Origin of the sequence: Ferrimonas pelagia, from assembly GCF_039543565.1 — a bacterium.
GTDB classification, from domain to species: domain Bacteria; phylum Pseudomonadota; class Gammaproteobacteria; order Enterobacterales; family Shewanellaceae; genus Ferrimonas; species Ferrimonas pelagia.
The window spans coordinates 117,258-123,869 of sequence record NZ_BAABJZ010000105.1; the positions used below are offsets into that span (position 1 = coordinate 117,258).

A 6,612-nucleotide genomic window follows, 5' to 3' on the forward strand; every position below is an offset into this window, starting at 1 on the left:
ACCCCATGTCCAACGCGGTATCAATCGCAGTCAATGGCCAAAGGTCGATCGGACGTATCGTTTCACGCTCAACGGGACCGCACACCACCAAACCCTCTGTACCTTCAATGGGTGCCTGTTCAACGTCATTTGCAGATCTCGCCTCCCCCCTGTTAGCACCCTCACAGGACGGCGAACTGACCCCTTGAACCTGAGAGAACAGAATGAAAAAAACGGCACTTTCACTGGTTATACTGGGCAGCTTGAGCGCGGCACACGCAGCGCAGCGTCCCAACATCGTGTTCGTGTTCAACGATGACCATACGCGTCAGGCCATCGGCGCATATAACGACCGTTTTGAGATGCTGGATCCCACCCCAAACATCGACAAAATGGCCGAGCAGGGCATGCGATTCGACCGCGCGTATGTCGGCAACTCCATCTGTGCCCCCAGCCGAGCCACGGTACTGACCGGCAAACACAGCCATAAAAACGGCAAATTTAACAATCAGAAAGACAACGTCTTCGATCACGATCAGCAAACCTTCCCCAAGCTGCTGCAGCAAGGCGGCTACAAGACCGCTCTGATCGGCAAAACCCACTTGGGACACGGCTGGGGCGGCTTTGATCATCTGGACTACTTCCCCATGGGCGGCGACTACTACAACCCCATCTTCACCGGCCACAATAATAAGCGCACCCAGGTCGAAGGCTATGTGACCGATGTGATCATGGAGCGTGGTATCGACTGGATGGAGTCGCAGCGTCAATCCGGTGAGCCCTTTATGCTGGCGCTGTGGAACAAGGCGCCGCACCGCGAGTTTCTCCCCGCGATCCGTCACGCCGACAAGTGGCACGACATCGAGCTGCCTCTGCCTGCCACCCTGTACGACGATTATGAAAACCGTCCGGCGGCGGCGATGCAGACCATGCACATCGATCACAACCTGGGGTTTTGGTATGACCTTAAGGTGCTGGAGATGGAAGATCCCAAGGACGGCACCCAGATGGGGGGCACCCGTTGGCACCAGCGCATGACGGACGCGCAACGCAGTGCCTGGGACGCCAAGCGCAAGCCGATGGACGACGCCTTCCTGGCGCAGAAGCTGACCGGTAACGAACTGTTCGAGTGGAAATACCAACGCTACGTCAAGGACTACCTGCGCACGAGCTACGCCATCGATGAAAGCATCGGTGAGCTGATGGAATACCTCGAGAAGAGCGGCCTGGCGGAAAACACCATCATCGTGTACTCCTCCGATCAGGGCTTCTTCCTCGGTGAGCACGGTTGGTACGACAAGCGCTTTATGTACGAAGAGAGCTACTCAACCCCGCTGATCGTGCGCTGGCCTGCCGCCGTCAAAGCGGGATCGGTGAATGCCGATCTGGTGCAGAACATCGATTTCGCGCCGACCTTCCTTGACCTCGCCGGCGTCGACATTCCAGAAGACGTACAAGGGAAAAGCTTGGTGCCCCTATTCAAAGGGGAAACACCGGAGGACTGGCGTAAGAGCCTGTACTACCACTACGTCGATGAAGCGCACGACGTACGACCGCATGAAGGGGTCAGCACCGATCAATTTAAGTTGATCCGCTTCTACGGCAAGGATTTCGAGGACGGTGAATTCTGGGAGTTCTACGATAACCAGCGGGACCCGGAAGAGATCAACAACGCCATCGACAACCCGGAATATAAGTTGGAGATCAAACGGCTGAAGAAAGAGCTGGCGAAGCTGCGCAAGAAGTACGAAGTACCGGACGGCTGGCCTGCACTGGAATCCCAATAAGTCCACATTAATGCCGGCCGTTCGCACCGACCGGCATTGTTTGGCCTTAAACCGCTAAAGGTGGCGTACGGACCAAGTTCGACCGCTGAGAACAACCGTAGCAGCAAATCGTCTGCAGAACGCTTGCGCCCAGCAGCATGCCTGATACCGCCCAGAGCGCCAGGCATCCCCTGGACTCGCGCCTGCGGATCGACACATAACCCAGAGCACAAAGCGCCCATTTGGACGCCTCCCCGTTTCCATAGTTCGAGGGGCGTTCACTAAAGTCGGCAGCCCCTGCAACTTCATTACAGTTCTTTACTGACACGAAAGGGGTGTGCCCTTTCGCTTAATGATTAAATGGCAATAATGTTATCGATAACAATTTAGATAGCCGCAATCAAATCACAGCATGGGCTCGGTGAAGCCAAAAAAAAATCACTCAAACGTTTTCTGAGCCAGCACATTCTGATCACCGCTCCCAGGGGATCTTGAAAGGAAATAATAATGAAATCTAAGTTAGCGACGGCCATCAGCGTAGCATTGCTGATCGCACCAGCCTTGGCCAACGCCTCCGACACCCGGCCTGAGATCCCCTTCTACGATCACACTCTGCCCTTCGACGCCCGCCTGGATGACATCTCGGCGCGGATGAGCAACGAGGAGAAGGGCCATATGATCTCCCTGTTCAATAAGGGCGTGCCTCGCCTTGGCCTCAAGGCCTTCACCCCTGGCGAAGCCCTGCACGGCCTGACCTCGCCGCACGCCACCACGGTGTTCCCTCAGTCCATCGGCCTGGCCGCGACCTGGGATCCGATTGCGGTGCAGCGCATGGGATCGGCGATCTCCGATGAAGCCCGCGCCCAGTACCACAATGGGCCAAACGTCCACGGCAACCGCGATCAGGTGGATCAGCCCGGTCCGTTGATGTTCTGGTCACCGGTGATCAACGTCGCCCGCGATCCACGCTGGGGCCGCACCCAAGAAGCCTATGGCGAAGATCCTCTGATGAACGGCACCATGGCCACCGCCTATGTCACCGGCATGCAGGGCGATCATCCCAAGTACCTGAAGACCGCCGCCGGCGCCAAGCACTTCGTTGCCAACAACGAGGAGCACAACCGCTTCTACACCAGCGCCGAGATCAGCGAGAAACAGCTGCGCGAATTCTACTTCCCGGCCTACAAGCAGGTGGTGCAGGAGGGCAACGCCCACATCATCATGACCGCCTACAACGCCGTGAACGGCGAACCGGCAGTCACCAACAAGTGGCTGGTCAACGACGTGCTGCGTGACGAATGGGGCTTCGACGGCCTGGTGATGGCCGACTACGGCTCGGTCGCCCTACTGACCGAGGGCTACGGCCAAGGCGGCCTGGAAGGCCATGGGATCTACCCCAGCCATAAAGAATCCGCCGCGGCGGTCCTCAACGCCCAGACCCTGGACCTGGACAACACCTCCATCTTCCGCCGCGAGCTGATCCAAGCGGTTGAAGAGGGCATGGTGCCGCAAGCGCAGCTGGACCGCGCCTTCCGTAACGTGATGACCGTCGGCCTCAAGCTGGGCATGTTCGATCCTGAGGAGCTCTCCCCGTGGAAGGACATTCCGTTTGAAACCCTGACCAGCTTTAAGGATCTGGCGCTGGAGCTGGCGGAGAAATCCATCGTCCTGCTGCAGAACGAGCCGGTTGATGGCACCCCGCTGCTGCCGCTGGATAAGTCGGCGCTGAAAACCGTGGCGGTGATCGGCCCCAACGCCGAGCGCCTCAATTACGGCACCTACTCCGGCACCGCCACCGATCCGGTCACCCCGCTGCAAGGCATTCGTGACTACCTCGGCGACGACGTCGAGGTGCTGTACGTGCCTTGGACCGGATCCGAGGCCGGCTTCGATCACATCGACATGAGCAACATCACCCTGCTGGACGACCACGGCATGGGCGTGTGGCAAGCCCAGTACTACGACAACTCCAACGCCGTCGGCGAACCCGTTGCCATCGGCAAGACACCGAACATCGATCAGCACTGGACCGACACCCCACCCCATGAATCCTTGGGCAAGGCCTATGGGGTACGCTACACCACCACGCTGATCCCACCGCAGGCGGGTACCTACACCCTGCGGGTTAAGCACGTCGGGGGTAACGCCATTTTGAAGATCAACGACAATGTGGTGATGCGCGCCCATGGCCGCTCTTATGAGCAGGAGCACGTGGCAGACTTCCAGTTTGAAGCCAACCAGAGCTACACCCTAGAGCTGCAATCCGGTCGACCGAGCCGGGCCAACGAGCATCAGATCAGCTTCGGCTGGCGCCTGCCGCTGGAGGAGAACCAGTTTGAGGGCGGTGAATTGGAAGTGGCCAAACAGGCCGATGCGGTGATCGCCGTGATGGGCCTGTCCACCCAGTTCGAGCGTGAGTCCGTCGACCGCTCGGCACCGGGTCTGCCGAGCGAGCAAACCGACATGCTGCGCGGCGTGATCAACGCCAACCCCAACACCATTGTGGTGCTGCAGTCCGGCTCCGCCATCGAGACGCCCTTCCTGAAGAACCGGATCCCGGCGGTACTGCAATCCTGGTACCCGGGTGAGCGCGGTGGTGAGGCGATCGCCAACACCCTGTTTGGTGACAACAACCCAGGTGGCAAACTGCCGCTGACCTTCCCGCGCAGCTGGAAGGATCTGCCCGCCTTCGACGATTACGACATCACCAAGGGTCGCAGCTATTGGTACTTCGATAAGGAGCCTCTGTGGGCCTTTGGCCACGGCCTGAGCTACACCGACTTCAAGATGGATAAGCTCAAGCTCAAGTCCAAGAAGGTAAAAGCAGATGGCACCATCGACTTAAGCGTTCGCGTTAACAACACTGGCAAGGTCGATGGCGACGAAGTGGTTCAGGTGTATGTGGTGGACAAGTTCGACCGCAGCGACAAGCCGCAGCAGCGTCTCAAAGCGTTTGAGCGCGTCAGCGTGAAAGCCGGCAAGTCCGAGACCGTCGAGCTCTCCATCGATGTGGCCGAGCTGGCCTACTGGGATGAAAAGACCAAGAACTGGGCCCTGGGCGACCGTTATGAGATCCGCGTCGGTAACGCCTCGGATAACATCACGCTGAGCGAAACCGTTCGCGTGAAGTAACCACCATTGTGAGCAAACCATTATCACGCGGCCCATTCGGGCCGCGTTTTATTCGGGATAAGAGTCATGGATAAACTCAGAAACAGCCTACTGCCTGCTGCGCTGCTACCGCTGGCGGCCGTCGCCAGCGGCGAGGCCCCAACGCCACCCAATGTGGTGGTGATCTACGTGGACGATCTCGGCTACGCCGATGTCAGCGCCTACCCCCACGCCAGCGCCGATGTGCACACCCCGCACATCGACGCCATCGCCGAAAATGGCGTGTTGATGACCAAAGGCTATGTTACCTCCCCTATGTGCGGCCCTTCTCGCGCCGCACTGGTCACCGGCCGCTATCAACAGCGGATCGGCTATGAGCTGCACTGGGGCCCCGGCGCCGTCGCCCGCGATCCCGAGGTGGATTTTGGTCTGCCCGCGGCCGAGCCCACCATCGCCCATCACTTTCAGGGTTTAGGCTATCGCACCTTCGCCTTCGGCAAATGGCACCTGGGCAACAGCGAGGCGCAGCTGCCCCACAACAAGGGCTTCGATGAATACTATGGGATCATCGAGCCGGGCAACCAGCTGCACCTGACTCAGGAGCACATCGACTACGGCCTGACCTTCTGGGATGATCAAGTGGATGCCAAGAGCGAGGAGATGTTCCTGACCGAGCTCTACACCGACAAGGCGATCGACTTCGTTAACCGCCACAAGGACGATCCCTTCTTCATGTATCTGTCCTACACCGCGGTGCATGCCCCTACCGACGCGGCCCAGCGCTACCATGATCAGGTCGCCGACATCGAGGTGAGCCTGCCGGAGGAATACCAGAGTAACGATCCCCGCTACCATGTCAGCGCAGACCAGCGCCGCAGTCTGCTGGCGATGCTGGCCGAGTTGGACGACAACGTCGGCCGCTTTATGACCCAGCTGGAGCGCCACGGGCTGAGCGACAACACCCTGCTGTTCTTTATCAGCGACAACGGCGGCAAGCCGGGCAACAACGCCTCCTATAACCTGCCGCTCAACGGCCAGAAGGGCCAGTTGCTTGAGGGCGGGATCCACGTCCCCTACCTGATGCAATGGCCAGCCCAACTGCCCAAGGGGCTGGTGTATGACCATCCGGTGCTGCAGATCGACGTGCTGCCCACCGCATTGGCCGCAGCCGGCGGGCAAGCGCCCGAGGTAACCGACGGCGTCAACCTGCTGCCCCACCTGCAGGGCAAGCATACTACCAAGCCTCACGAGGCTCTGTTCTGGCGCACCGGCCACAACTGGGCAGTGCAGCAGGACGATTGGAAGCTGGTGCACAGCGCCAGGGACTTCTTCCTCAAGCCCAAGGGTGAGCCGGCGCTCTACTATCTGGGGGACGATCCCAGCGAGCAGGAGAACCTGATCCAACGCTTCCCGGAGCGGGCCGAGACCCTACAGAAATTGTGGGATCAGTGGAACCAAGACAATGTCACCCCGCTATTTGGCCCGCCCAACCTGCGGCCACGCTACGACATGCCCCATAATCTGCTTGATCCCGCCTGGCGCGAGCGCTGGCAAAACCGACCCGGGCAAAAGTAATACACGCCGTTGTAGCCACGGCGTCCTTGATCCAAGCCGCTCCCAGAGCCATGGATCGAGTAGGAGGGGGCCTTGCGGCCCCCGTCCTCTCACACCACCGGGCATACGGTTCCGTACCACGGCGGTTCAAGTTAAACCTTTGAGCCGCTGATAATGACCCAGCAGCGATATCAGTCCTAAA

At 59.4% G+C, this 6,612-nt stretch carries 3 protein-coding genes; all 3 read left to right on the plus strand.

The window, feature by feature from the left end; genetic code table 11:
• The first annotated feature begins 203 nt into the window (after positions 1 to 203).
• The 3 genes from ABEA08_RS20645 to ABEA08_RS20655 all read left to right on the plus strand — a co-directional run bounded on the left by ABEA08_RS20645 (position 204) and on the right by ABEA08_RS20655 (position 6,431).
• The gene (locus tag ABEA08_RS20645) at positions 204 to 1,766 is read left to right on the plus strand and encodes a sulfatase family protein (RefSeq protein ID WP_345337325.1); all 1,563 of its coding nucleotides are present in this window, start codon (positions 204 to 206) and stop codon (positions 1,764 to 1,766) included.
• A gap of 486 nt (positions 1,767 to 2,252) precedes the next feature.
• A complete protein-coding gene (locus ABEA08_RS20650; RefSeq protein ID WP_345337327.1) occupies positions 2,253 to 4,877 on the plus strand; it encodes a glycoside hydrolase family 3 C-terminal domain-containing protein in 2,625 nt (874 codons plus the stop codon).
• 66 nt (positions 4,878 to 4,943) lie between these two features.
• The gene (locus tag ABEA08_RS20655) at positions 4,944 to 6,431 is read left to right on the plus strand and encodes a sulfatase family protein (RefSeq protein WP_345337328.1); all 1,488 of its coding nucleotides are present in this window, start codon (positions 4,944 to 4,946) and stop codon (positions 6,429 to 6,431) included.
• The last annotated feature ends 181 nt before the right edge of the window (positions 6,432 to 6,612 follow it).